This window comes from Arenimonas sp., from assembly GCF_041919775.1.
Classification (GTDB): domain Bacteria; phylum Pseudomonadota; class Gammaproteobacteria; order Xanthomonadales; family Xanthomonadaceae; genus Arenimonas.
This window is the reverse complement of record NZ_JAYRTE010000025.1, coordinates 1-24,035: the sequence shown is the minus strand read 5'-3', so window position 1 is coordinate 24,035 and position 24,035 is coordinate 1. Positions and strand designations below refer to the sequence as shown.

The following is a 24,035-nucleotide window of genomic DNA, read 5'->3' as shown; positions in this document are numbered from 1 at the left end:
GCTCAGAAGCCCCGGTCGCCCGAGATGATGCCGCCCAGGCCGCCCAGCACCGAGCCTTCGCCCTTGCCGCCGCCCTTCTGGTAGGCGGCCGACATCATGCGGCCGGCCAGGCGCGAGAACGGCAGCGACTGCAGCCAGACCTTGCCCGGGCCGGTGAGCGTGGCCAGGAACACGCCCTCGCCACCGAACAGCATCGACTTCACGCCGCCGACCGGCTTGATGTCGAAGTTCACGCTGCTGGTCATCGCGACCACGCAGCCGGTGTCCACGTCCAGGCGTTCGCCGGCCTGCAGCTCGCGCTCCATGATGGTGCCGCCGGCGTGCACGAAGACCAGGCCGTCGCCGGTGAGCTTCTGCATGATGAAGCCTTCGCCGCCGAACAGCGCCGTCATCACCTTCTTCTGGAAGTGCAGGCCGATCTGCACGCCGCGGGCGGCGCACAGGAAGCTGTCCTTCTGGGCGATGATCGTGCCGCCGTAGTTCGACAGCGTCATCGGCACGATGGTGCCGGGGTAGGGCGCCGCGAACGCGACGCGCGCCTTGCCGCTGCCGCCGCCGTGGGTGAAGACCGTGGTGAACAGGCTCTCGCCGGTGACCAGGCGCTTGCCGGCGCCGACCAGCTTGTCCATGAAGCCGCCGCCCGAGGGCGCGGCGCCGTCGCCGAACACGGTTTCCATGTTCACGACCGCGTCCTTGTACATCATCGAGCCGGCCTCGGCGACCGCGCTTTCACCCGGATCGAGTTCGACTTCGACGAACTGCATGTCCTCGCCGAAGATCTTGTAGTCGATGACGTCGGCACGCTGGCCCGCCGAAGCCATCGACGTGGCCGGGGGCGGCGTCGGCGCCAGCTGGTTGCCAGGCGCGGACTCGGCGCGCAGTTCGGCGCAGGCGCTGATCGGGATCCACTCGGCGAAGCCCTGGCGCCAGCAGTGGCCGCTGGAATCCTTGCCGGCCTGGGCGACGGCGGCGGCGTGGTCGAGCGGACCCATCTGCTGGCCGTTGTAGCTGAGGTACCACTGGTGCATGCGAGTTCTCCTTCGGGGGGTCAGGCGTCGAGGCCGAGCCGCGCGTGCAGGTCGCGGCGGGTGGCCTGGTCGATTTCAAGGGATCCGGCGAGGCGGTCGAGGAAGGCGCGCTCCTCATCGGTGTCGGCGGTGATCGCCACCAGCGCGGCGGCATAGGTTTCGGCGCGCAGGGCCACCGGCGTGCGCACCACCAGCTGGTCGAGCGTGAACGGCGCACGCATCTCGGCGTCGAGCATCTGCAGCTCCTCGGGATCGAGGCCGGCTTCGCGGGCGCGGTCGAGGATGGCGTCCCTTTCTTCCGGGTCCATCAGGCCGTCGGCGTGGGCCGCGGTGATCATCGAACGCAGCAGGTGCATGGCCTGCTCGGTGCGCAGCGCGGTGTCGGCGGCCGCGGGCGGGGCCGGCGGCGGCACCGCCGGGCCGGGAGGGGCCGGGGGCGGCACCGCGGTGCCCAGGCCGGCGCCGGCCATCGGCTGGGGTGCCGGCGCGGCGGATTTCTGGCTGTAGTGCTCGTAGGCGGCCATCGCCACGCCCAGTACGCCCAGGCCCACGGCCATCTGGCCGCCGCTGGGCATGCCGAAGCCGCCGCGGTGCTTTTTCTTCTTGCGGCCACCCAGCTGGCCGCCCATGGCCTGGCCCATCAGCTGTCCCAGCAGGCGTTCGGCGTTGAACATGTGGATCTCCCGGCGATGGATGGATGCCTGAATGGTGCGGGCGCCCGGCCGGCCGCACAAGGCCGGAAGTCAGGGATGTGGCAGAATTACCGCCTTTGCCGCCTCCGGGTCCCCGATGGCCGACAGCTATGACAGCCTGGCGCCACGCAGCCCGTTCCGGGTCTGGCGGGCGTTCACCTGGTCGCTCAAGGGCCTGCGGGCAACGTGGATGCTCGAGTCCTCCTTCCGGCTCGAGGTCTACCTGTTCGTGCTGCTGGCGCCGCTGGCGCTGTGGCTGGGGGCGGACGGGGTCGAGCGATCGATCCTGGTCGGCTCGATGATGCTCGTGCTGGTGGTCGAGGTGCTCAACTCGGCGGTCGAGGCGGTCGTGGACCGCTGGGGCGCGGAGCACCACGAATTGGCCGGGCGCGCCAAGGACATGGGCTCTGCCGCCGTGTTCCTGGCCGACCTGAATGTTCTGGCCTGCTGGGGACTGATCCTCGGCCCACGTTACTTCTGATCGGGAACCCGTACGATGGATTGGATCTTCAGCACTGAAATCTGGATCGCGCTGCTCACCCTGGCGACGCTCGAGATCGTGCTTGGCATCGACAACCTTGTCTTCATCTCGATCGCGGTCAGCAAGCTGCCGCCGGAACAGCGCCCGATGGCCCGCAAGTTCGGCCTGGCCCTGGCCTGCGTCACCCGCATCCTGCTGCTGCTGTCGCTGGCCTTCCTCGCCAGCATGCAGAACAACCTGTTCGCGCTGTTCGGCATGGATTTTTCGGTGCGCGACCTGGTGCTGATCGCCGGTGGCCTGTTCCTGCTGGTCAAGGGCACGATGGAAATCCACGATTCGGTCGAGGGCGAGTCCGACGAAGAAGACATCGGCACCAAGCCTTCGGCGGTGTTCGGCTACGTCATCGCCCAGATCGCCATCATCGACATCGTGTTCTCGCTCGACTCGGTGATCACCGCGGTCGGCATGGTCGACAACCGCTGGGTCATGGTCGCGGCCATCCTGATGGCGGTGGCGGTGATGCTGTTCGCCGCCAATCCGATCGGCGACTTCATCGACCGGCACCCGACGGTGAAGATGCTGGCGCTGAGCTTCATCATCCTGGTCGGCGTGGCGCTGATCGCCGACGGCTTCGATTTCCACATCGACCGCAAGTTCCTCTACTTCGCCATGGCCTTCTCGGCCGGCGTCGAGACGCTGAACATCCTCGCCAAGCGCAAGCAGCGAAGGCCGGGCTGACCACGCCGGCCGCCTGCGTGCGCCCCTGATCCGGAGCCCGCATGTCCACCGGCCTGTTCATCACATTGCTGCTGTTGCTGGGTTTCCTGTGCCAGTGGGCGGCATGGCGGCTGCGGCTGCCGGCGATCCTGCTGCTGCTGGCCGCGGGCATCACGCTGGGGCCGGGCCTGGGCTGGCTCGACCCGGACGCGATGCTGGGCGAATTCCTGTTCCCGCTGGTGTCGATGGGCGTGGCGCTGATCCTGTTCGAGGGCAGCCTGACCCTGCGCCTGGGTGAAATCCGCGGCCTGGGCCCGACCATCCTGCGCCTGGTCAGCGTCGGCGCGCTGGTGACGATGGGCGGCCTGGCGGTGGCCGCGCACTACCTGGCCGGCCTGGCCTGGCCGGTGGCGCTGCTGTTCGGCGCGCTGACCTGCGTCACCGGGCCGACCGTGATCATGCCGATGCTGCGCGCGGTGCGGCCCAACGAACGCATCTCCAACATCCTGCGCTGGGAAGGCATCATCATCGACCCGATCGGCGCGCTGCTGGCCGTGCTGGTGCTCGAGGCGCTGATGCTCGGGCACGGCAACGGCGGCTGGGGCGTGTTCGCCTGGACGGTGGCCAGCGGCGCGGTGATCGGCGTCGCCGGGGCCTGGGTGCTGGCCACGGTGCTGCGCCGGCAGTGGCTGCCCGAATACCTGCACAACTACGGGACCCTGGCCTGGGTGCTGGTCGCCTACGCCGCCAGCAACCTGCTCGCGCACGAAAGCGGCCTGCTGGCGGTGACGGTGATGGGCATGGTGCTGGCGAACATGCGCGGCCTGGACGTCGAGCACATCCTGTCGTTCAAGGAACACCTGTCGACGCTGATCATCTCGATGCTCTTCATCATCCTGGCGGCGCGCCTGCAGTGGCCGGGCCTGCCGATGCTGGGCACCGGCCTGCTGGTGCTGGCGGCGGCGATGCTGGTGGTGCGGCCGCTGGCGGTGCTGCTGTCCACGCTGGGCGGCACCACGCATTGGCCGGAGCGGGCGCTGCTGGCCTGGATCGCCCCGCGCGGCATCGTCGCGGCGGCGGTGTCGGCGCTGTTCGCGCTGCGCATGGAGGACCAGGACCCGGTCGCCGCCCAGACCTTGGTGTCGCTGACCTTCCTGCTGATCATCGGCACGGTGCTGGTGCAGAGCGGCACGTCGCGATGGCTGGCGCGGCTGCTGAAGGTCACCGCGCCCAGCCCGACCCAGGTGCTGGTGGTCGGCAGTTCGCCGGTGGCCCGGGCGATCGGCCAGGCCCTGGACAAGGCCGGCTTCCGCACGCTGCTGGCCGACGAGGACTGGAGCGGTCTGGCGGCGGCGCGGCTGGCGGGGCTGAAGACCTTCTATGGGAACCCGGCCTCCGAGCACGCCGAGCGGACGGTGGACTTCAACGCCTTCGGCTGGCTGCTGGCGATGTCCACCCGCGGCGAGATGAACACCCTGGCCTGCGTGCGCTTCCGGCCGGAGTTCGGCCCCGGGCGGGTGCTGCGGCTGCGCGTGCTGGCCCCCGGTGAAGCGCCGCGGCAGGCGCTGGCGGCGCCGATCCAGGCACCGGCGCTGTTCGGCGAGGGCATCACCCACGGCGAGCTCGACAAGCGCCTGGCCGCGGGCTGGCAGATCAAGACCACCAAGCTGGGCGCGGAGTTCGGCTGGGATGAGTTCGTGGCGCAGTACGCGGAGCCGCCGCTGCGGCTGTTCGCGATCAACGACCGCGAGCGGCTGATGTTCGAAACCGAAGACCTGCCGCTCGAGCCCCTGGCCGGCTGGGTGGTCGGCGCCCTGGTCGACCCGTCCACGCGCCGCGACGTCCCCGCAGGCGCCGGGGCATCGACCAATGCGGACGCGGTCGGCAAACTAGGCGCATGACGATCCTGCACGATATCGATCCGCTGGCCCTGGAACTGCCGTTCTGGCCGCACGGCATCCACTGGTACGGGCTGATGTACGCCCTGGCCTTCTTCACCGCCTGGTGGCTGGGCCGCCGGCGGGTGCGGGCCGGGCGCCTGCCCGGGGTGAACGAGGACGGCTTCGGCGACCTGCTGTTCTACGGGATGCTGGGCGTGATCCTGGGCGGACGCGTGGGTTACGTGCTGTTTTATGCCTTCGACGCTTTCCTCGCCGATCCGCTGATGCTGTTCATGGTCAACCAGGGCGGCATGAGTTTCCACGGCGGGCTGATCGGCGTGCTGGTGGCCGCGGCCTGGTGGAGCCGGCGCCAGCGCCTGCACTTCTTCGACACCATGGACTTCGTCGCGCCGCTGGTGCCGGCGGGCCTGGGCTTCGGGCGGCTGGGCAATTACATCGGCGGCGAGCTCTGGGGCAAGCCGACCGGCGGCGACTGGGGCGTGGTGTTCCCGTCCAGCCTGCCGGCCGAATACGCCGCGCTGCCGATGGACCAGCTGCGCTCGCTGCACGCCAGCGGCGCGCTCGATGGCTTCGCACGGCATCCGTCGCAGCTTTACCAGGCCGCCCTCGAAGGCCTGGTGCTGGGCCTCGTGCTGTGGTTCTACTCGCGCAGGCCGCGGCCGCGTTACGCCGTCTCGGGCCTATTCGCGCTCGGCTACGGCCTGTTCCGCTTCGCGGTGGAATTCGTGCGCGAGCCTGATGCCCATCTCGGCTACCTGGCCTTCGGCTGGCTGACCATGGGCCAGCTGCTGTCGCTGCCGCTGGTGGCGCTGGGCCTGTTCCTGCTCTGGCTGTCGCACCGCTCGCCGACGCTGGCGCCGGTGCCGCCGCCGGCGGAGAAGGCCTGATGCACGCCTATCTGGATTTGCTGCGGCACGTGCTTGAACACGGCACGGTGAAGGCCGATCGCACCGGCACCGGCACGCGTTCGGTGTTCGGCTGGCAGATGCGCTTCGACCTGCGCGAAGGGTTCCCGCTGGTCACCACCAAGAAGCTGCACCTGCGTTCGATCATCCACGAACTGCTGTGGTTCATCCGCGGCGAAACCAACATCGGCTACCTGCGCGAGAACAAGGTCAGCATCTGGGACGAGTGGGCCGACGAAAACGGCGAGCTCGGTCCGGTCTACGGCAAGCAGTGGCGACACTGGACCGGCAGCGACGGCCGCGAGATCGACCAGTTGCGCTGGGTGGTCGACGAGATCGGGCGCAACCCAGACTCGCGGCGGCTGATCGTCAGCGCCTGGAACGTGGCCGAGCTGCCGCAGATGGCGCTGATGCCCTGCCACACGCTGTTCCAGTTCTACGTGGCCGACGGCCGGCTGAGCTGCCAGCTCTACCAGCGCTCGGGCGACATCTTCCTGGGCGTGCCCTTCAACATCGCCAGCTATGCGCTGCTCACGCACATGGTGGCGCGCCACTGCGGGCTGGAGGTGGGCGACTTCGTGCACACGCTGGGCGACGCCCACCTGTATTCGAACCATCTCGACCAGGCGCGCGAACAGCTTTCGCGCGAACCGCGGCCGCTGCCGCGGCTGGTGCTGGCGCCGGAAGCGACCGACCTGTTCACGATGCGCTTCGAGGACATCGGCATCGAAGGCTACGACCCGCACCCCGCCATCAGGGCGCCGGTGGCGGTGTGAGCGGTTTCCCGGAGCTGCACCTGGTCGCGGCGCTGGACCGCGCCCGGGCGATCGGCCGCGGCAATCAACTGCCGTGGCGCCTGCCCGATGACCTCAAGCGCTTCAAGGCGCTCACCCTCGGCCGGCCGCTGCTGATGGGCCGCAAGACCGCTCAATCCCTGGGCCGGGCGCTGCCGGGGCGTCGCAACCTCGTGCTCACGCGCTCGGGGCGCGTTCCCTTCGCCGGCATGGAGCCGGTGGCTTCACTGGAAGAGGCGATGGCCGGCTGCGAGGCCGAGGCGCTGATGGTGATCGGCGGCGGCGAGGTCTACGCGCTGGCGCTGCCGCTGGCCAGCCAGCTCCACCTGACCCACGTGGACACGGTGGTGGACGGCGCGGACGCGTTCTTCCCCGAATGGAATCCGGCCGAATGGCGGCCGGTCTGGCGAGAGGACCATCCGGCCGACGCCCGGCATGCGTTCGACTTCCGGTTCGTGGACTACCGGCGGCAGCCGGCCGGCCTCAGTTGAAGCGGTAGTCGGCGTCTTCGCCGCGCTCGAGGTGGCGCAGCGCCCGCAGGTCCTTTTCCAGCTGGATGTAGCGCACCGCCTTCTGCACCGGCAGCCCGGCGCGGCCCAGGCGCGCGAAGCTCGATTCGAGCAGGTCGGCCTCGTCGGCTTCCAGGGCCAGCATTTCCTCGGCCAGGTCTTCGATGTCGCCATCGTCGACCTCACCGGCGGCGCGCCGTTCCTCGTGCCGCGCCAGCAGCCGCGAACGCCGCTCCGCCAGGTCGGCCAGGCCGGCCTGGTGGGTGTCGTAGGTCGGCCAGAACGCCGCGTCTTCCTCGTTGGAAAGCTGCAGCTGCCGGGCGATGAAGATCTGCTTGCCGGGGGCGACGGCCGCCTTGAGCGCGGCGGCGCGCGCCGCGGCATCACCGTTACCGGCGTCCTGGGCCAGCACGGGCAAGGCCAGGGCGGCGGCAAGCAGGAAGATCAGGCTACGGGTCATGGGAGTCTCCTTTGTTTCAGTCGTCGCCGCGCGGCGCGTTGTCGGGCGCGCTGCGCCCGGCGACCTGGTGCAGGCGAAGTTCGGGGCCGAGTTCCAGCGCGGTGAGCTTGCCGCCCCAGACCGCGCCGGTGTCGATGGCATACACGCCCAGGCCCATGAACAGGCCCAGCGTCGACCAGTGGCCGAACACCACCGGCATCTCGCGTTCGGCGTGCCCCGGAACCTCGAACCAGGGGTACATGCCGGGCCGCTGCGTGCCGGGCCGGCCCTTGTCCTCGAAGCCGATGCGTCCGCCGGGCGTGCAATAACGCATGCGGGTGAACACGTTGATGATCGCGCGGTAGCGGTCCGGCCCCATCAGCTTGGGCGTCCAGGCCGGCTTGTCGCCGTACATGTTGCGCACCAGCTTCTGGAAGCCGTCGCCGCGCAGTTTTTCCTCGACCTCGCGGGCGCGGGCCTCGGCCAGGGCGATCGTCCACTTGGGCGCGAGCCCGGCGTGCACCATCGCGAAATTGAGCGTGCGGTCGACGTGGAAGAGCTTCTGCTGGCGCAGCCAGCTGATCAGCACCTCGGTGTCGTCGGCGAACAGCACCCGCTGCAGGTCGGGGTTGACCTTGCGCTGGTCGGCTTCGCGCCGGGCCGAGATCGCCAGCAGCGACAGGTCGTGGTTGCCCAGCACGATGGTGCTGTGGATCGACAGCGAATGCACCAGGCGCAGGGTTTCCAGCGACTGCCCGCCGCGGTTGACGAGGTCGCCGCAGAACCACAGGCGGTCGACCGCCGGGTCGAAGCGGATCTTTTCCAGCAGTCGCTGGAGTGCGTCGTAACAGCCCTGGACGTCGCCGATGGCGTAGGTGGCCATCAGTGCAGGGTCCGCGGCACGGACAGGGTGAAGGGCGAGATCTCGGCGTCGAAGCGCGTGCCGTCGTCGGCGAGCATCTGGTAGCTGCCCTGCATGGTGCCCAGCGGCGTTTCCAGCACGGCGCCGGAGGTGTATTCGAAGCTTTCGCCGGGCCGCAGCCAGGGCTGTTCGCCGACCACGCCCTCGCCGTGCACCTCCTGCACCTTGCCGTTGGCGTCGGTGATCACCCAGTGCCGGCTGATCAGGCGCGCGGGCACCTCGCCGGCGTTCTCGATCCGGATCGTGTAGGCGAAGACGTAGCGGTCATCCTCGGGAATCGACTGGTCTTCGAGGAATCGGGTGGCGACGACGACCTGGATGGCGTGCTGGGGCGTGTCCATGCCGCCATTCTACGCAGGACGACGCTCCGGGGGCAGCGTGCACAGGTGATTGGCCAACAGCTTGAATTCAGCTACGGCCAGCTGTTCGGCGCGGGCGTCGGGACGCAGGCCGGTGGCTTCGATGTCGGCGCCGGTGCACACCTGCGACAGCGCATTGCGCAGCGTCTTGCGGCGCTGGCCGAAGGCGTCGCGCACGACGCGGGCGTACAGCGCGTGGTCGCTGATGCCGACTTCGGCGGCCGGCAGCGGCACCAGCCGCACCACCGCCGAGTCGACCTTCGGCGGCGGCCGGAACGCGCCCGGTGGCACGTCGAACAGCGAGGTGACGGTGCAATAGGCCTGCAGCATCACGCCCAGCCGCCCGTAGACCTTGCTGCCGGGCCCGGCGGCCATGCGGTCGACGACTTCCTTCTGCAGCATGAAATGCATGTCGCGCACCGCGGCGGCGTGCTCAAGCGCGTGGAAGAGGATGGGCGAGGAAATGTTGTACGGCAGGTTGCCGACCAGGCGGATCTGGCAGGCGCCGTGGCCTTCGTCGGCCGCGAGCTTGCCGAAGTCGACCTGCAGCACGTCCTTGTGGATCACGGTCAGCCGGCCCAGGCCTTCGCTGGCTTCCATCAGCGGGGTGATCAGGTCGCGGTCGAATTCGATCACCGTCAGCTCGCCGTGGCGCTTGAGCAGCGGAAAGGTGATCGCGCCCTGGCCCGGGCCGATCTCGACCAGGCGGTCGCCCGGTTTCGGGTCCACCGCCAGCACGATCAGGTCGATGTAGCGGCGGTCGGTGAGGAAGTGCTGGCCGAGGTTTTTCTTCGGCGGGGCCTTGAACGCGCTCATGCGGGAATCCTCCGGGCGGCGAGCGTGGCGCACAGGTCTGCGGCGGCGAACAGGCTCGAGGGATCGGCGCGGCCGCTGCCGGCCAGTTCGAGCGCCGTGCCGTGGTCGACGGCGACGCGCGGGTAGGGCAGGCCCAGGGTGATGTTGACCGCCTGCTCGAAGCCGCCGTGCTTGAGCACCGGCAGGCCCTGGTCGTGGTACATGGCCATCACCGCGTCGAAGCCGGCCAGCTTGTCGGGCAGGAAGGCGGTGTCGGCCGGCAGCGGGCCGACCAGGTCCAGGCCGTCGGCGCGCAGCGCCTGCAGGCACGGGATGATGACGTCGAGCTCTTCGCGGCCCAGGTGGCCGTCTTCGCCGGCGTGCGGGTTCAGGCCCAGCACCGCGATGCGCGGCGCCGCGATGCCGAAGTCGCGGCGCAGCGCAGCGTCGGTGATGCGCAGGCAGCGCGCCAGTCCTTCGCCGGTGATTGCATCGGGCACCGCGCGCAGCGGCAGGTGGGTGGTCGCCAGCGCGACGCGCAGGCCGGGGCGGGCCAGCATCATCACCACGTCCACGCCGGCCTGGCGGGCGAGCAGTTCGGTGGTGCCGGAATAGGCGATGCCGCCCTCGTTGATGCTGGCCTTGTGCACCGGACCGGTGACCAGGCCCTGGCATTCGCCGGCCAGGCAGGCCGCCGCGCCCTGTTCGAGCGAAGCGATCACCGCTGCGGCATTGGCAGGGTCGGGTTGGCCGAAACGTACCGGCCGGGACTGCGGCACCGGCTGCAGGGCCAGTTCACCGGGACCGCATTCCTGGCCCGGCGAGCGCAGGCGCAGCGGCAGGCCCAGGGCCTGCGCGGCAGCGAGAAGGGTGTCCGGGTCGGCATAGGCGACCAGGTCGGCCGCGACCGGCCGCTGGGCGAGCCGGACGCAGAGTTCGGGACCGATGCCGGCCGGCTCACCCGGGACCAGGGCCAGCCGCGGGCGCATGGCTCAGCCGGCCGTCAGGCGGCTCTCGACGAAGGCTTCCGAGCGCAGCTGGCGCAGGAAGCGCTCGTACTCTTCCTCGGCCTTGCGCTGGGCGATGATCTCGCGCGCCTGGTTGCGACGGTTCTGTTCGGTGACGTCCTGCTCGCGGACGCCCAGGCGCTTGAGGATGTGCCAGCCCACTTCGCTCTGGAAGGGCTGCGAGAGCTCGCCGTCCTGGAGCTGGGTGAGCTGCGAACCCACCGAGGTGCCCCAGGCGTTGACCGGGAACCAGCCCATGTCGCCGCCGTCGTTGCGGCTCATGCTGTCGTCGGAGAATTCACGGGCCAGCTTGCCGAAGTCCTCGCCGGCGGCGATGCGCGCGCGCAGGTCCGCGGCTTTCTGGCGCGCGGCCTCGGAGGGCAGCGTCGGGCTGGTGCGGATGAGGATGTGCAGGGCGTTGTATTCGGTGAGGGTCTGGGTGCCCTGTTCGCGGGTTTCCACCAGCTGGATCAGCTGGTAGCCGCCCGGGCCGCGCACCGGTTCGGAGATCTGGCCGGGCTGCAGCTGCTGGATCAGGCCGACGAAGGCCGGCGGGATCGCGTCGAGCGCGCGCCAGCCGATTTCGCCGCCCTCGAGCGCATTGGGCGCGTCGGAGAAGCGGATGGCGGCGGCCGCGAAATCGAGCTCGCCGCGTTCGATCACGCTCTTGATGTCGCGGGCCTTCTTCTGGGCCGTGGCCACTTCCTCGGCGGTGGCGCCGTCGGGCAGGGCGACGATGATGTTGGCCAGGCGCACTTCCGGGCCACCGATCTCGCGAACGGCCAGCAGCTGGTCGATCTCGGCCTCGCTGACCTGCACGCGGCTCTGCACGTAGCGCTGGCGCAGGCGCTCGATCAGCATTTCGTCGCGCAGGCTGTCGCGGAATTCTTCGTAGCTCAGGCCGTCCTGGACCAGGCGGGCGCGCAGCTGTTCCTGGGTCATGCGGTTGCGCGAGGCGACCGACTCGATGGCCTGGGCGAGTTCGCCGTCGCTGACCCGGATGCCGGAGTCGCGGGCGCGCACCAGCTGCAGGCGGGCCAGCACCAGGCGGTCGAGCACCTGGCGCTCGAGCACGTCGCGCGGCGGCAGCTGGCCCGGCTGGTTGGCGTACTGGGCGCTGATGTTGGCGACGGCACGGTCGAGTTCGTTGCGCAGGATCACGTCCTCGTCCACCACGGCCACGATCGAGTCGACCGGCGTGGTGGCCTGGGCGGCGGCGGGCGCCGGCACGAAGGCGGTGGACAGGGCCAGCAGGGCGGCCAGGACGGGGGCGAAAGCGTTGTTCATGCAGTCTGCGGCTCCGGCGCCACGGGTATCAACGGGAATAGCCAAGAATAGCATCATCGAGCAGGCGGGCCGTGTTGCGGCCGAAGCTGCCGACGCCGTTCAGTTCGATCTCAAGATAGATGCCGGTGTTCTGCTCGTTGCTGAATTCACGCAGGTAGCGGCGGCCCAGTACGCGGACCGCGACGCAGCAGCTCTTCCACTCGACGCCGGCCAGGGCCTCGAGGCTCTGGCGGTCGCGCAGCGAATAATTCCAGCGGCCCAGCACGGTCCATTGTTCACGCACCGGCAGCGCGAAGGACAGGTCGGCCTGCTCGACCAGGTCGGCGCGGTAGCGGTAGGCCGCGTTGACCAGCCCACGTTCGCCGAACCGCCACTGGCTGCGCACGGCCGACAGGTCGGTGCGGTCGCCGTCCGGGTCCCACTGGTGGACCAGGCCCAGGGACCAGCGGTCGGTCGGGGAAAGGCTGGCTTCGGCGACCCAGGCCGAACCCTCGTCCGACAGCAGCGGACCGCCGGGCACGGTGACGCGCGGCGCGTCGAAGTAGTGGATGCGGCCCAGGCTCGCGCTCAGCAGTTCGCGGCCGCCTTCGGTGTCGAACACGCGGCTGGTGACCGCCAGGGTGACCTGGTCGGCGTCACCGACCCGGTCGGCGCCGGCGAAGCGGTTGTCGCGGAACAGGCCCGGCCAGGAAAAGGTGAGCGGACGGGTGTCGAACAGCGGCAGGTGGTCCTGATCGCGGTAGGGCACGTTCAGGTAGTACAGGCGCGGCTCGAGCGTCTGGATGTAGTCGCCGTCGCCGAAGCGGAAGGCGCGCTCGAAGAAGGCGCCCATGTCCAGGCTCATCACCGGCAGGCTGCGATCGGGGCTGTCGTCGCCGCCCGGCGGCACCAGCGACGGGTCCAGCGAATAGGCGGTGTAGCGCCAGGCCAGGCGCGGCGTCGCGAACCAGGCGGCGCCGCCGAAGGGCAGCTGCACCCAGGGCATGAGGTCGACGCGGTTGCCGCCATCGCGGAAGCCCGACTCGAAGCGCACCGCTTCGGCTGCGACGCCGGCTTCGAACCAGCGTGCGAACGGCCGCGACCAGCGCAGGCGCGCCTCCGGCAGGCGCCGGTAGGGCGTGGCCGAATCGGGCAGCAGCGGGCTGGCGACCTGCCAGCTTTCGGCCTGCAGGCTGGCGTCCCAGCCGCGGCCGCGGCCGTACAGGCCCAGCGAACTCTCGAGCAGGGTAATCGTCGAGTCGGGCAGCGAGTCGCCGAAGTCGGCGAAATAGTCGTCGTCGCTGACGTGGTTGAGGTTGGCGCGGAAGGCCCAGTGCTCGCCCAGCCGGTCGTCGTGGCGCCAGCGCAGCAGGCCGCGGTCGCGGCGGGCAAGATCGTCGTCGGGCAGCCAGGTGCCCTCGAGCTCGCCGCGGGCGTCGACCGGGCCCAGGTAGCGGAACTGCGCGCCAAGCATCAGGCCGCGGTCGGACAGCCAGCGCGGCGACAAGGTGGCGTCGTAGTTCGGCGCGAGGTTCAGGTAGACCGGCTGTTCGTATTCGAAGCCGTTGCGGTCGTCGTGGCCGATGGTCGGGCTGAGCAGGCCGGTGCGGCGACGGTCGTCGGTCGGGAAACGCACCCAGGGCAGCCACAGCACCGGCACGCCGCCCACGCGCAGGGTGGCGTTGCGCGCCGTGCCGACCCCTTCGGCCTGGTCGACGTCGATGCGGCTGGCGCGGAACTCCCACTGGCGCTGCGCCGGCGGGCAGGTCGAATAGCTGGCGCCGGTCAGCGTGCCTTCCTGGCCACGCAGCTCGATCGCGTCGGCGCGGCCGTTGCCGGGCTGCTGGTTGAACTGGTACTCGACGTCCTGCAGCTGCACCACGTCGGCGCGCTGGTCGCCCCGGGCGCTGGCGGCGCGCAGGCGCAGGCCGCGGTCCTGGTAACGGGCCGGGCCGCCGGTCTGGAAGGTTTCCTTGCCGTGGTCGTAAGTCAGCTTTTCGGTGCCCAGCCAGCGTTCGCCCTGCAGCAGTTCGACCTCGCCGGTCAGCACCGTCACCTGCTGCTCGCTGACGTCCAGGTGCAGGGCACTGACATCCGTGGCGGGGTCGGCCGGTGCCGCATCGTCGGCCGCCAGCGGGCGATACAGCGGAAGCGTGCCGGTGTCGGGGCAGAAGGCCCAGGCGGGCGGGGTGGCGTCCTGGGCGCGGGCGGCGCAGGCCATGGCCAGGCAGATCGGGAGCAGGCGAAGGACTGGGCGGCGCACGGGGACTTCCGGGGAAAAGACGCGATAGCTTCGCCCATGCCGCCGGGCGGGGCAACACGAGCCCTGCGGCTGCGCTCAGCGGGTCCCGAGCAGGCCGTGCAGGTGGGCGACGCTGCAGGCGCGCAGCGCCGACAGGCTGTACCCCCCCTCGAGCAGCGACACGAGGCGGCCCTGCGCGTGCCGGTCCGCCAGCGCGGCCAGCTCCGCCGACAGCCAGCGGTAATCGTCGGCTTCCAGGGCCAGGTCGGCCAGCGGGTCCAGGCGGTGGCCGTCGAAACCTGCCGACACCAGCAGCAGCTGCGGCCGGAAATCCTCGAGCCGCGGCAGCAGCACGTCCTGCCAGACGGCGCGGAACGCGTGGCTGTCGGCACCCGCGGCCAGGGTGGCGTTGGCGAGGTTGCCGACGCCGCGTTCGTCCGGATCGCCGGTGTTGGGATACAGCGGCGACTGGTGCGAACTGAGGTACATCACCCGCGGGTCGCCGGCGAAGATGTCCTGGCTGCCGTTGCCGTGGTGCACGTCGAAGTCGGCGATCGCGACCCGGTGCAGGCCATGTTCGTGCACGGCGTGGGCGGCCGCCACGGCCACCGAATTGAAGAGGCAGAAGCCCATCGCGACGGCGCGGGTGGCGTGGTGGCCCGGCGGGCGCACGGCGCAGAAGGCCTGCCGCGATTCACCGGCCATCACCGCGTCGACCGCCGCCACGCCGGCACCGGCCGCGCGCAGGGCGGCTTCGGGCGAACCGGCAGACATCGCGGTGTCCTCGTCGAGCCGGCGCGCGCCGTCGGTCGGCGTGTCCAGCAGGTCGGCGATCAGCGCCGGCGTGTGCACCCTGCGCAAGGCGTCCCGGCTTGCGACCGGGGCTTCGCGCCAGGGCAGGGCAGGGAAGGCGGCGCGCACGGCGTGCAGCACGGCTTCAAGGCGCGCGGGGCACTCGGGATGCCCGGCGCCCGGGTCGTGCGTGAGGCAGGCCGGATGGGTGTAGAGCAGCACGCTCAGCCCTTGCGGCGTTCGTGGTTCCAGATCGTTTCGCCGTGGCCGCTGGCGCGGGCCAGCACCCGGGCGAGCACGAAGAGCAGGTCCGAGAGCCGGTTGAGGTAGCGGATGGCCTGCGGGCGCACCGCGTCGTGGTGCGACAGCGTGACCGTCTCGCGCTCGGCGCGGCGGCAGATGGTGCGCGCCAGGTGGCAGTGCGCGGCGGCGAGGCCGCCGCCGGGCAGGATGAAGTCCTTCAGCGCCGGCAGGTCGGCGTTGAAACCGTCGAGCTGCGATTCCAGGCGCTCGATGTCGGCGTCCTTGATCGCGGCGTGGCCGGGGATGCACAGCTCGCCGCCGAGGTCGAACAGCTGGTGCTGCACCGATACCAGCACCTGGCGGATGTCGTCGGGAATCTCGCAGGCAAGCACCAGGCCGATCGCGCAGTTGGTTTCGTCGACGGTGCCGTAGGCGGTGACGCGGGCCGAATCCTTGGCGACGCGGGTGCCGTCGCCCAGGCCGGTGCTGCCGTCGTCGCCGGTGCGGGTGTAGATCTTCGACAGGCGGTTGCCCATCGCCGGGTCAGCCGGCCAGGCCGCTGGCGCGCGCGGCGCCGGCGCGGCGCAGGGCCGCGACCAGGCCGTGCACGAGCACGGCCATGCCCACGTAAAGCGCGGTCGTGCCCAGGTAGGGCATGAACCAGTCGGCGTAATTCTTGGCCCAGCCGGCGAACGTGGGGTTGGCCACGGCGTCCGACAGCCAGTAGAAGCCGCCCTGGGCGAACAGGTGGCAGGTCGCGACGCCGAGCAGAAGCGCCGGCGCCAGGCCGGCGAGCACGCGCAGCGGCTTGTCCTGGCCGAAGCGGCGCAGACCGGTGCCGGCCGCCCACAGCGCGAAGTGCGCCGGCAGCAGCATCCAGTAACCCGGCGACATGCAGTAGTGGCTCCAGAAGCTGGCGCCGCTACCGGTGATGACCACGTAGTCCACCGCCACCGCCAGCACCATCAGCGTGGGGAAAGCCCAGCGCACGCTGCCGGCCAGGTAGAAGCCGCCCAGCGCGAACACCGCCCAGGACGCGTCCGGCACCAGGCCGAAATGGTTCAGCCGGGTGGCGGCCATCAGCACGGCGAGCGCGGCGAAGACGGCGAGGCGGGAGCGGGTGATAGAAGTCATGGGCAAGGATTTCCGGAGGGCAACGGCCAGGCGGGCATTCTAGCGGAACTGCCGGCCCGTCGCCGGCCCTTCGCGGCGGGCGCGTATCATGTGTGCCATGCCCAGCGAACACGGCTTCGACCACGACATCCTCATCCTCGGCGGCGGCCTGGTCGGCAGCGCGCTGGCCTGCGCCCTCGACGGCCGCGGCTGGCGCATCGGCCAGGTCGAGGCCAGCGCCCCGGCGGCCGGCGCCCCGGGTTTCGACGAACGCAAGCTGGCGCTGGCCGCAGCCAGTCTCAACGCCCTGTCCGCCCTCGATGTGCTGCCGCGCCTGGCCACGCCGCCGGCGCCGATCCGGCGGGTGCACGTCAGCCGCGCCGGTGATTTTGGTTCGGTGCGTCTGGATGCGGCCGAAATGGGCCAGGACGCCTTCGGCGGCGTCGTGCTGGCGCGTGAGCTGGGCGAAGCGCTCGAATCGCGGCTGGCGACGGTGCAGGGCCTGGAGCGGTTTCGTCCGGCGACCGTGCGCGAAGTGATCCCGGATGCCGACGGTCCGCGGGTGCGGCTCGACGAGGCGTCCGGTGGCCGTGAGCTGCGCGCGCGCCTGCTGGTGGCCGCCGACGGCAGCCGTTCGCTGGCGCGCGGCGCGCTGGGCATCGCGGCGATCGACCACGATTACCGGCAGACCCTGGTGGTGTGCAGCCTGGCGACCGACCGGGCGCCGGACGGCACGGCCTGGGAACGCTTCACCGACCAGGGGCCGGTGGCGCTGCTGCCGATGGCTGGCGGCCACTACGGCGCCATCTGCGCGGTGGCGCGTGACCAGGCCGATACCGTGCTGGCCTTGGACGACGCCGCCTACGCCGAATATTTCCAGCAGCGCTTCGGCTGGCGTGCCGGCCGCGTGCGACGGGTCGGCAAGCGCAGCGGCTATCCGCTCACGCGCACCGTCGCCGGGCGGCTGGTCGCGCCGCGGGCGGTGCTGATGGGCAATGCCGCGCAGTCGATCCATCCGATCGGCGCGCAGGGCTTCAACCTGGGACTGCGCGATGCGCTGGCGCTGGCGCAGCGGCTCGACGGCGGAGATCCGGGGGATCCCGCGCGCCTTGCCGACTACGCAGCCTCGCGGCGCGAGGACCGCGAGCGTACGCTGGCCTTCAGCGATGGCCTGGCGCGCGCGACCGCCAACGAGGGGTTCCCGATGCACGTGCTGCGTTCGCTGGGACTGATTGCACTGGGCCACCTGCCCGGACTGGCCGCGCCGCTGGCCGCGGGCGCGATGGGCTATCGCGGCCAGGTGCCCGAGCTGTCGAGGCCGCGGGCATGAGCCGGCGGGATCCTTTCGACCTGGTCGTCGTCGGCGCCGGCGTGGTCGGCGCCGCGGCCGCGCTGGCCGCCGCCCGCGACGGCCTGCGCGTGGCCCTGGTCGAGGCGCACGAACCGCCGGCCTGGGATGCAGCCGCTCCGGACCTGCGCGTGTATGCCTTTGCGCCCGACAACGCCGCGCTGCTGGCGGACCTGGGCGTCTGGGACGCCGTGCGCGGCGCCCGCGCGCAGGCGTACCGGCGCATGCGGGTCTGGGACGCGGCCGGCGGCGGCGAGCTGTGTTTCGACGCCGACGCCTTCGGCCGTCCGGCGCTGGGCCACATCGTCGAGCATGCACTGCTGGTGGATCGTCTCTGGTCCGCCTGCGCGCGCGAGCCGGGCATCCATCGCCATTGCCCGGACCGGCTCGAATCGATCGAACAGCAGGACGACCTGGCCGGCGTGTGGCTTGCCAGCGGCACGGTGCTGCATGCGCGCCTGGTGCTGGGCGCCGACGGCGCCGCATCGAAGGTGCGGGCCTGCGCAGGTCTCGAGGCCGAGGCGCACGAATACGGGCAGCGCGGGCTGGTCGCCTACGTCGACACCGAAAAACCGCACGAGGACACCGCCTGGCAGCGCTTCCTGCCGACGGGCCCGCTGGCCTTCCTGCCGTTCACCGACGGCCGCTGTTCGATCGTCTGGAGCCTGCCCGCCGACGAGGCCCAGCGTTTGCTGGAAACGGACGAGGAAAGTTTCCGCCGCGAACTCACGCGTGCGTTCGACGCGCGGCTTGGCGAGGTGACGTCGGTGTCGGCGCGCGCGGCCTTCCCGCTGCGCCGCCAGCTGGCCAGCGACCTCGTGGCCGGTCGCGTGGTGCTGGCCGGCGACGCCGCGCACGTCGTGCATCCGCTGGCGGGGCAGGGCGTGAACCTCGGCCTGCGCGACGTCGCGGCGCTGCGCGAGTCCTGGCAACAGGCGCGTGTCCGCGGCAGCGACTTCGCCAGCCCGCACCGCCTGGCCCGCTGGGCGCGTACGCGCCGCAGCGAAAACACGCTGGCGGCTTATACCTTCGAAACCATCAACCGCGCCTTCAGCAACGACGCCCTGCTGCCAACCCTGCTGCGCGGCCACGCCCTCGGCCTCGCCGGCCGCATCCCGCCGCTGACCCAGCTGCTTTGGCGCAAGGCCGCGGGCCTCTGAACAAGAAGGGGGTCAGGTTCACTTTCAACGCTGTTGAAAGTGAACCTGACCCCCTTCCGTAAATCAGGCCGCAGCGGCCTGGGTCTTGCGCGGGCCCTTGAGCAGGGCGTTGCGGATGTGCTCGATGACCAGGTCGACTTCCTCGCTGGTGACGCCGAAGTGCGGCGTGAAGCGCAGCGAGTTGGTGCCGCCGTGGATGACGCCGATGCCGCGCTCGCGCATGAACTCTTCGGTCGAACCGGCGCCGTAGCACTTGTAGGACGGATCGAGTTCGCAGGAGAACAGCAGGCCGGTGCCCTGGACCTTGGTGATCAGGCCATTGCCCAGCTCGTCGCGAAGCTTCGCCAGCTTGTCCAGGAATTCCTGGCCGCGCTCGCGGATGTTAGCGCGCAGTTCCGGCGTCAGCGCCGCCAGCATCGCCGAGGCGATGTCGAGCGCGCGCGGGTTGGCGGTCATCGTGTTGCCGTAGGTGCCCTTGCGGTACAGGCCCGCGGCGCGCTCGTTCACCGCCAGCACCGACAGCGGGTACTGGCCGCCATTGAGCGCCTTGGAATAGGTTTCCATGTCCGGCGCCTCGAGCTTCTCGAAGCCCGGGTAGTCGACGATCGACAGCACGCCGTGGGCGCGCAGGCCGGCCTGGATGGAATCGACCAGCAGCAGGGTGCCGTGGGCCTTGGTCAGCTCGCGCGCGGCGGCGTAGAACTCCGGCGGCACGGCGCGGCCCGGGTCGCCTTCGCCCATCACCGGCTCCAGGAACATCGCCTCGATGTACCAGCCGTTGGCGTCCGCGTCGGCGAAGACCTGCTTCAGGCCTTCGATGGAATAGGGCTCGACGGTGAGCAGGTGGTCGTTGTGGTGCTGGTAGCTGGCCAGGTGCTGCAGGTAGGCCTTGCGCGACGAATCGGAGTACAGCGCCGGCAGTTCGGTGCGGCCGTGGAAGGCGCCCTTCACCGCGACGCGCTTGACGCGCTTGCCGGCGTGGCGGCCGCCGGCGTCGGTGTGCAGCTTGGCGTTGACGTCGGCGATGCGGCCGGCCAGCGAGACCGATTCCGAACCCGAGTTCAGGCACAGGAACTTCGCGTACGGGCACTCGCCGCGGCTGTGGCCGATTTCCTTGCGCAGCGCGCGGGCGAGGCGCAGCTGCGACAGCGAGGGCGTCATGATGTTGGCCATCACCTGCGGGCGCGACATCGCCGCGACCAGCGCTTCCGGCGTGTGGCCCAGGCCGAGCATGCCGTAGCCGCCGGAGTCGTGGACCACCGCGCCCTTGAGCGTTACCACCCAGGGGCCGCGCGCGGCGAGGGCGACATAAGGATTGACCGCGTCGTCGGGATAGAAGTTGACGAAGTTGCCCTGCACGGCGTCGACCTGGGCCTGCTCGTCGAGTTCCAGCAGGTCGGCGAACTCCGCGGCGATCGCGTCGTGCGCCTCGACGGCGGCCTTCGCGGCTTCCACCAGCTCCGGGAAACGACCGGCGAGCCGCTGCAGGCTGGCGTCGTCGAGACCGGGGGTGCGGACGGTACCGGCGTGCTGGCGCAGCGGCTTGAGGATATCGATCACGTTCATGGCGTTCTCCGGACCCAAAACAAAACGCGAGGTGGGCCCTCGCGCGTCGGGTCTTGCGTTGAAAATCAAAGACTTGTGGCCGATCTTACCACCGCGCCCGGAGGCGCGTAACCCCCGGGCGTTTGAATTCCCGGCCGGCCATGACAGCTGTCACCCCGCCTGCCTGATGCTCGCCACTGCAGGGCGGGCCGTTCGGTCGGGAGACTGTCTGCACGCCAGACAGGAGCCTGCGATGACCGCCTATTCCCAACCCCGACCCGTGCTGGCCCGCCTGGCCGGTGCCCGCAAATCCTATGGGGCCGTGCAGGCGCTGGCCGGTGTCGACCTGGCGGTTCACGCCGGGGAGGTGCTGGCCGTGCTGGGCGCCAACGGCGCCGGCAAGACTACGGCCCTGGGCCTGCTGACCGGACGCATCGGCGCAGACGCCGGCACGGTCGAACTGTTCGGCCAGGACCCGCGCCGCTCGGAAGTGCGCCGCGGCATCGGCGTGATGCTGCAGGACGGCGACCTGCCCGACACCCTTCGCGTGGCCGAGCACATCCGCCTGTATTCGAGTTATTACCCGGCGCCCCGGCACCTGGACGACACCCTCCGGCTTGCGGGACTCGCCGACCTTGCGCGACGGCCGTACGGCGCGCTGTCGGGCGGGCAGAAGCGGCGCGTCCAGTTCGCGCTGGCGATCTGCGGGCGGGCGCCGCTGCTGTTCATCGACGAGCCGACGGTCGGCCTGGACGTCGAAGCGCGCCGCGCCTTCTGGGTGGTCATCCGCCGCCTGCGCGAGGAAGGCGCCGCGATCGTGCTGACCACGCATTACCTGGAAGAGGCCGACGCCCTGGCGGACCGCATCGTCCTCATGGCCGGTGGCCGCGTGCTCGCCGAAGGCAGCCCGGCCCACATCAAGGCCCGCGCCGAGGGCAAACGACTGCTCGCGCGCAGCCGCCTGGGGGCCGGCGACCTGCAGGCCTGGCCCGGCGTGGCCAGCGCCCGCGAGCACGAAGGCCGCGTGGAGCTGGTGAGTCGCGATGCCGAAGGCCTGCTGCGCCGCTGGCTGGCGGCCGACCCCACGCTGTCCGACCTCGAGGTCCGCCCGCTGCCGCTCGAGGATGCCGTGCTGACGATCACCGCCGAAGCCGCCATGGAGGAAACCGCATGACCACGCTCGCCCACGCCGCGCCCTCCTTCTGGCGCATCCAGGCCCTCGAGGCCGGGTACGAATTCCTGCGCGTGCTGCGCACGCCGGCGTTCGCGATTCCTTCGCTGGCGTTCCCGGTGGTGTTCTACGTGCTGTTCGCGGTGCTGCTGCCGGGCAAGTGGGGCGACTACGAGAAGTCGGCCTACCTGCTCGCGACCTACGGCGCCTTCGGCGTGATCGGGCCCGCCCTGTTCGGGTTCGGCGTCGGGCTGGCGATCGAACGGGAGCAGGGCTGGCTGGAGATCAAACGGGTTTCGCCGATGCCGGCGATGGCCTATTTCCTGGCCAAGATCTTCATGAGCCTGGTGTTCGGCCTGGCCGTCGTCTGCCTGCTCTCGATCGCGGCGGTCGGCTTCGGCGGCGTGCGCGTCGATCCGCTGGTCTGGCTGAAGCTGGTGGCAGTGCTGCTATTGGGCACGGCGCCCTTTTGCGCGCTCGGGCTGCTGATCGGCACGCTGGTGAAAGGGCAGGCGGCGGTGGCGATTGTCAACCTGGTCTACCTGCCGATGTCGGTGCTCTCCGGCCTGTGGATGCCGCTGTTCGCCTTCCCGCTGCTCGTCCAGAAGCTGGCCGTCATCTGGCCGGCCTGGCACCTGGCGCAAATGGCGCTCGGGGTGATCGGGCAGTTGCAGGGCGTCAATTACCTGCTGCACGCCGCCGTGCTGGCCGGCATGACGCTGGCGCTGCTGGCGCTTGCCTCGCTGCGCATGCGCCGGCTTTGAACGCAGGCCGCGCGCGAATGCCCGGGAATCCGCTAATGTCGCGGCACATGGAACGACTGGCCAACCAGGCTTCGGCAGCGCCACCGGCGCGCGGGGACGACATCCACGACAGCCCGTGGCTCACCCTGGCCTACCTGCTGTTCGTCTTCCTGCCGCTGGCCTTCGCGCCGATCAGCCCCGGCCGCGCGCTGATGGCCAGTGCCGTCGCGATCGCGGTGTTCCTGCCGCTGCATTTCGGCTTCTATCGCTCCTCACCTGCGCTGCGGCCGTGGTTGGTACTGGGCATCGCGCTGGTCGGCTACGCGCTGGTGCCGTTCAATCCGGGTGGCAATACCTTCCTCATCTACGCCTGCGGGATGGCTGGCTGGGCTTTCCGTCCTCGTCTGGCCGTCGCTGTCTCCGCGCTGCTGCTGGCGCTGCTGGTGGCCGAGTTCTGGTGGACCATGCCGACGCTGCGCCTTGCGCTGGCCTGGGGCGGCATGGCCGCGCTGATCGGTGGCCTCGTATTGGCGGGCACGCTGTACTCGCGCGACAAGGCGCGGCGCAACGCCGAGCTGCGCCTGACCCAGCAGGAAGTCGCGCGCCTGGCTGCGATGGCCGAGCGCGAACGCATCGGCCGCGACCTGCACGACCTCCTGGGCCACACCCTGTCGCTGGTGGCGATCAAGAGCGAACTGGCCGGCCGCCTGGTCGATCGCAATCCGCTCGAGGCCAAGGCGCAGATGGCGGAGGTCGAATCGGTGGCGCGCAAGGCGCTGGTGCAGGTGCGGGAAGCCGTCGTCGGCATTCGTGCCACCGGTCTCCAGGCCGAACTGGCCGCCGCCAGGCTGGCGCTGCTTTCGGCCGAAGTGCGGCTGGACCAGCGCATCGCGCCGGTGGAGCTGACGCCGGAGGCGGAATCCGTGCTGGCCCTTGGCCTGCGCGAGGCCGTGACCAACATCCTGCGCCACGCCCGCGCCGCCCGCGTGGAGGTCGAACTCAGCGCCGATGCCGGCGGCGTGCAGCTGAGCATCAGCGATGATGGCCGCGGCGGCGTCATCGAACCCAACACCGGCCTGGCCGGCATGACCGAACGCCTGCGCGCCCTCGGCGGCGGACTCGAGTTCGACTCCGTGCCCGGCTCCGGCACGCGCCTCGTCCTGAGCCTGCCCCGTCCGGCGCTGCAGGGGCCGCTCCCGTGATCCGCCTGGTGCTGGCCGAAGACCAGGGCATGGTGCGCGGCGCACTGGCGGCACTGCTGGGCCTGGAGCCGGACCTGGAAGTGGTGGCCCAGGCCGGTGACGGCGACGCCGCCTGGCAGGCGGTGCAGGCCCACCGGCCCGACCTGCTGGTGACGGACATCGAGATGCCCGGCCTGACCGGCCTGGACCTGGCCCTGAAACTGCAGGCCGCGCAGCTGCCGACCCGGGTGGTGATCCTCACGACGTTTGCCCGCGCCGGCTACCTGCGCCGTGCGCTGGAAGCCGGCGTGCGCGGTTACCTGCTCAAGGACGCGCCTTCGGCGCAGCTGGCGCGCGCGCTGCGCGAAGTGCACGCCGGCGGCCGCGCCATCGACCCGCAACTGGCGGTTGCCGCCTGGGGCGAAGACGACCCACTGACCGAACGCGAACGGCAGGTGCTTCGCCTGGCCGGTGAAGGCGTGAAAACCGCCGACATCGCCGTCCGTCTGCACCTGAGCCAGGGCACGGTGCGCAATTACCTGTCCGAAGCGATCGGCAAGCTCGGCGCCGAAAACCGCATCGAGGCCTATCGCAGCGCCCGCGCCAAGGGCTGGTTGTAAGAACGGGGTCAGGTTCACTTCCGCCGCGCGGAAGTGAACCTGACCCCGTTGCTTGGGGATAA

At 70.7% G+C, this 24,035-nt stretch carries 25 protein-coding genes; 12 read left to right on the top strand and 13 right to left on the bottom strand.

From position 1 onward, the window contains the following. Positions 1–2: 2 nt before the first annotated feature. On the bottom strand, positions 3–1,028 hold the full coding sequence (locus ACE3TE_RS11665; RefSeq protein WP_374605158.1) for a TIGR00266 family protein: 1,026 nt from the start codon (positions 1,026–1,028) through the stop codon (positions 3–5). A gap of 20 nt (positions 1,029–1,048) precedes the next feature. Continuing rightward, positions 1,049–1,702 carry a tellurite resistance TerB family protein gene (locus ACE3TE_RS11660; RefSeq protein WP_374605156.1) on the bottom strand — a complete coding sequence of 218 codons (654 nt, stop codon included), beginning with the start codon at positions 1,700–1,702 and terminating at the stop codon, positions 1,049–1,051. A 115-nt stretch (positions 1,703–1,817) separates the two neighbouring features. On the opposite strand from ACE3TE_RS11660, the gene ACE3TE_RS11655 reads away from it, so the two are divergent. The 6 genes from ACE3TE_RS11655 to ACE3TE_RS11630 are packed head-to-tail and all read left to right on the top strand — an operon-like array spanning position 1,818 to position 7,009. After that, the gene (locus ACE3TE_RS11655; protein WP_374605154.1) at positions 1,818–2,201 is read left to right on the top strand and encodes a diacylglycerol kinase; all 384 of its coding nucleotides are present in this window, start codon (positions 1,818–1,820) and stop codon (positions 2,199–2,201) included. 15 nt (positions 2,202–2,216) lie between these two features. Next, positions 2,217–2,939 carry a TerC family protein gene (locus ACE3TE_RS11650; protein WP_374605152.1) on the top strand — a complete coding sequence of 241 codons (723 nt, stop codon included), beginning with the start codon at positions 2,217–2,219 and terminating at the stop codon, positions 2,937–2,939. A gap of 41 nt (positions 2,940–2,980) precedes the next feature. Continuing rightward, positions 2,981–4,819: a cation:proton antiporter gene (locus ACE3TE_RS11645; RefSeq protein ID WP_374605150.1), complete on the top strand. Its 1,839-nt coding sequence runs from the start codon at positions 2,981–2,983 to the stop codon at positions 4,817–4,819. Next, a complete protein-coding gene (gene lgt / locus ACE3TE_RS11640) occupies positions 4,816–5,706 on the top strand; it encodes a prolipoprotein diacylglyceryl transferase (RefSeq protein WP_374605149.1) in 891 nt (296 codons plus the stop codon). The genes ACE3TE_RS11645 and lgt overlap by 4 nt, the downstream gene beginning before the upstream one ends. Continuing rightward, complete coding sequence (locus ACE3TE_RS11635; RefSeq protein WP_374605147.1) at positions 5,706–6,500, top strand: thymidylate synthase; 795 nt, start codon at positions 5,706–5,708, stop codon at positions 6,498–6,500. Before lgt ends, ACE3TE_RS11635 begins: the two co-directional genes overlap by 1 nt. Before the next feature lie 14 nt (positions 6,501–6,514). After that, positions 6,515–7,009: a dihydrofolate reductase gene (locus ACE3TE_RS11630; protein ID WP_374605172.1), complete on the top strand. Its 495-nt coding sequence runs from the start codon at positions 6,515–6,517 to the stop codon at positions 7,007–7,009. On the opposite strand, the gene ACE3TE_RS11625 is transcribed toward ACE3TE_RS11630, so the two are convergent. The 10 genes from ACE3TE_RS11625 to ACE3TE_RS11580 all read right to left on the bottom strand — a co-directional run bounded on the left by ACE3TE_RS11625 (position 7,002) and on the right by ACE3TE_RS11580 (position 16,226). Next, positions 7,002–7,487: a hypothetical protein gene (locus ACE3TE_RS11625; RefSeq protein WP_374605145.1), complete on the bottom strand. Its 486-nt coding sequence runs from the start codon at positions 7,485–7,487 to the stop codon at positions 7,002–7,004. The genes ACE3TE_RS11630 and ACE3TE_RS11625 overlap by 8 nt on opposite strands. Positions 7,488–7,503: 16 nt before the next feature. After that, positions 7,504–8,349: a symmetrical bis(5'-nucleosyl)-tetraphosphatase gene (locus tag ACE3TE_RS11620; protein WP_374605143.1), complete on the bottom strand. Its 846-nt coding sequence runs from the start codon at positions 8,347–8,349 to the stop codon at positions 7,504–7,506. Beyond that, complete coding sequence (apaG, locus tag ACE3TE_RS11615) at positions 8,349–8,729, bottom strand: Co2+/Mg2+ efflux protein ApaG (protein ID WP_374605141.1); 381 nt, start codon at positions 8,727–8,729, stop codon at positions 8,349–8,351. The genes ACE3TE_RS11620 and apaG overlap by 1 nt, the downstream gene beginning before the upstream one ends. A gap of 9 nt (positions 8,730–8,738) precedes the next feature. Further along, positions 8,739–9,563 (bottom strand): 16S rRNA (adenine(1518)-N(6)/adenine(1519)-N(6))-dimethyltransferase RsmA, encoded by an 825-nt coding sequence (rsmA, locus tag ACE3TE_RS11610; protein ID WP_374605140.1) that lies wholly within the window; start codon positions 9,561–9,563, stop codon positions 8,739–8,741. After that, positions 9,560–10,531, bottom strand: a complete 972-nt coding sequence (pdxA, locus tag ACE3TE_RS11605) for a 4-hydroxythreonine-4-phosphate dehydrogenase PdxA (RefSeq protein ID WP_374605138.1) — start codon at positions 10,529–10,531, stop codon at positions 9,560–9,562. Before pdxA ends, rsmA begins: the two co-directional genes overlap by 4 nt. 3 nt (positions 10,532–10,534) lie before the next feature. Then, a complete protein-coding gene (locus tag ACE3TE_RS11600) occupies positions 10,535–11,836 on the bottom strand; it encodes a peptidylprolyl isomerase (RefSeq protein WP_374605137.1) in 1,302 nt (433 codons plus the stop codon). A 28-nt stretch (positions 11,837–11,864) separates the two neighbouring features. Beyond that, the gene (gene lptD / locus ACE3TE_RS11595) at positions 11,865–14,078 is read right to left on the bottom strand and encodes an LPS assembly protein LptD (protein ID WP_374605135.1); all 2,214 of its coding nucleotides are present in this window, start codon (positions 14,076–14,078) and stop codon (positions 11,865–11,867) included. A gap of 75 nt (positions 14,079–14,153) precedes the next feature. Next, positions 14,154–15,071, bottom strand: coding sequence for a histone deacetylase family protein (locus ACE3TE_RS11590; RefSeq protein ID WP_374605133.1), 918 nt, complete (start codon positions 15,069–15,071; stop codon positions 14,154–14,156). A gap of 2 nt (positions 15,072–15,073) precedes the next feature. Then, positions 15,074–15,628: a cob(I)yrinic acid a,c-diamide adenosyltransferase gene (locus ACE3TE_RS11585; protein WP_374605131.1), complete on the bottom strand. Its 555-nt coding sequence runs from the start codon at positions 15,626–15,628 to the stop codon at positions 15,074–15,076. A 7-nt stretch (positions 15,629–15,635) separates the two neighbouring features. Next, complete coding sequence (locus tag ACE3TE_RS11580; RefSeq protein WP_374605130.1) at positions 15,636–16,226, bottom strand: hypothetical protein; 591 nt, start codon at positions 16,224–16,226, stop codon at positions 15,636–15,638. 97 nt (positions 16,227–16,323) lie between these two features. On the opposite strand from ACE3TE_RS11580, the gene ubiH reads away from it, so the two are divergent. Then, positions 16,324–17,535: a 2-octaprenyl-6-methoxyphenyl hydroxylase gene (gene ubiH / locus ACE3TE_RS11575; RefSeq protein WP_374605128.1), complete on the top strand. Its 1,212-nt coding sequence runs from the start codon at positions 16,324–16,326 to the stop codon at positions 17,533–17,535. Further along, positions 17,532–18,713 (top strand): FAD-dependent oxidoreductase, encoded by a 1,182-nt coding sequence (locus ACE3TE_RS11570; protein ID WP_374605126.1) that lies wholly within the window; start codon positions 17,532–17,534, stop codon positions 18,711–18,713. Before ubiH ends, ACE3TE_RS11570 begins: the two co-directional genes overlap by 4 nt. Positions 18,714–18,776: 63 nt before the next feature. Here ACE3TE_RS11570 and ACE3TE_RS11565 read toward each other — a convergent pair whose 3' ends face one another. After that, a complete protein-coding gene (locus tag ACE3TE_RS11565; protein WP_374605124.1) occupies positions 18,777–20,279 on the bottom strand; it encodes an aminotransferase class III-fold pyridoxal phosphate-dependent enzyme in 1,503 nt (500 codons plus the stop codon). Between the two features lie 232 nt (positions 20,280–20,511). Here ACE3TE_RS11565 and ACE3TE_RS11560 point away from each other — a divergent pair, with 232 nt between their 5' ends. The 4 genes from ACE3TE_RS11560 to ACE3TE_RS11545 are packed head-to-tail and all read left to right on the top strand — an operon-like array spanning position 20,512 to position 23,973. After that, positions 20,512–21,432 (top strand): ABC transporter ATP-binding protein, encoded by a 921-nt coding sequence (locus ACE3TE_RS11560; RefSeq protein WP_374605123.1) that lies wholly within the window; start codon positions 20,512–20,514, stop codon positions 21,430–21,432. Then, positions 21,429–22,193 carry an ABC transporter permease gene (locus ACE3TE_RS11555; protein ID WP_374605122.1) on the top strand — a complete coding sequence of 255 codons (765 nt, stop codon included), beginning with the start codon at positions 21,429–21,431 and terminating at the stop codon, positions 22,191–22,193. Before ACE3TE_RS11560 ends, ACE3TE_RS11555 begins: the two co-directional genes overlap by 4 nt. A gap of 35 nt (positions 22,194–22,228) precedes the next feature. Beyond that, entirely contained in the window at positions 22,229–23,374 is a 1,146-nt protein-coding gene (locus tag ACE3TE_RS11550) for a sensor histidine kinase (protein ID WP_374605120.1), read from the top strand. Continuing rightward, entirely contained in the window at positions 23,371–23,973 is a 603-nt protein-coding gene (locus tag ACE3TE_RS11545; protein WP_374605119.1) for a response regulator transcription factor, read from the top strand. The genes ACE3TE_RS11550 and ACE3TE_RS11545 overlap by 4 nt, the downstream gene beginning before the upstream one ends. The last annotated feature ends 62 nt before the right edge of the window (positions 23,974–24,035 follow it).